This window comes from Klebsiella sp. JN_Kp126, assembly GCF_033843325.1.
GTDB classification, from domain to species: Bacteria; Pseudomonadota; Gammaproteobacteria; order Enterobacterales; family Enterobacteriaceae; genus Klebsiella; species Klebsiella michiganensis.
This window is the reverse complement of the sequence record NZ_JAWXQV010000027.1, coordinates 1-1,038: the sequence shown is the minus strand read 5'-3', so window position 1 is coordinate 1,038 and position 1,038 is coordinate 1. Positions and strand designations below refer to the sequence as shown.

The 1,038-nt window shown below is 58.5% G+C and carries 1 protein-coding gene; it reads left to right on the top strand.

The genetic code is table 11. The features are described 5' to 3' along the window. On the top strand, positions 1 to 1,038 hold a 1,038-nt coding region (locus tag SIK97_RS00960; protein WP_319610915.1), incomplete at both ends, for a carbohydrate porin.

Below are 1,038 nucleotides of genomic sequence, written 5' to 3'. Positions count from 1 at the left end.
GATGGCTCCTATAACGGCGCTTCGGCGATCGGCCGTTTAGGCAACGAAGGCAACGGCGGCGAATTCCAGATAACCAAAGCCTTCAAGAGCAGTAAAGGCGCTATCTGGGATATCAACGTCATGTTTGACCACTGGAGCGATGAAGTTAACCTGAAAAAAGCCTACGTCGGCGTCACCAACGTGCTGGAGTCTAACCCCAACGCCTATATCTGGGCCGGCCGCGACTTCCATCAGCGCCCGCAACAGGGGATCAACGACTACTTCTGGATGAACCACGACGGCCAGGGCGCCGGGGTGAAGAACTTTGATATCGGCGGCGTGCAGTTTGACGTGGCGGGAGTGTCGCAGGTGGAGTCCTGTAGCCCGGAAGTGATGGCCGACGAGGCCAACCCGTCGCGCATCACCTGTACCGGCGGCTCCGGTACCGGCGATAACGGCCACTACGCCCTGACCACCAAAACCCACAACATCAAGGCCGGGCCGATCGACGTTGAGGTTTACGCCAACTACGGTTTCGATTCGAAAGCGGTGGACAGCGACGAACGTCTCGACGCCTGGCAGGGCGGGCTGGTGCTGAGCCACACCAACGACAGCGGCGTCAATAAAGTGATCCTGCGCTACTCCGACAACTCGGATAACAGCGTCTACAACAAAACCGATGACCTGACCGCGATTTACGCCAGCTTTGAAGGGCTGCATAAATTCACCCGGCAGGCGCAGATCGAATATCTGCTGGCCTTCCACGACTATGACAACGGCAAGGACAACACCGATAACCGTAAAAACTACGGCGCCATTGTCCGTCCGATGTACTTCTGGAACGATGTGCACTCCACCTGGCTGGAAGCGGGCTACCAGCGCGTCGATTACGACCAGGGCGGCGATAACCACGGCTGGAAGCTGACGCTGTCGCAGAACATCGCCATCGGTATGGGGCCGGAGTTCCGCCCGATGCTGCGCTTCTACGTGACCGGCGGCCAGGTGGATAACAAGCGCACTGCGAAGGTTAACGGCACCAAAGACGAGCAGCTGGATTCG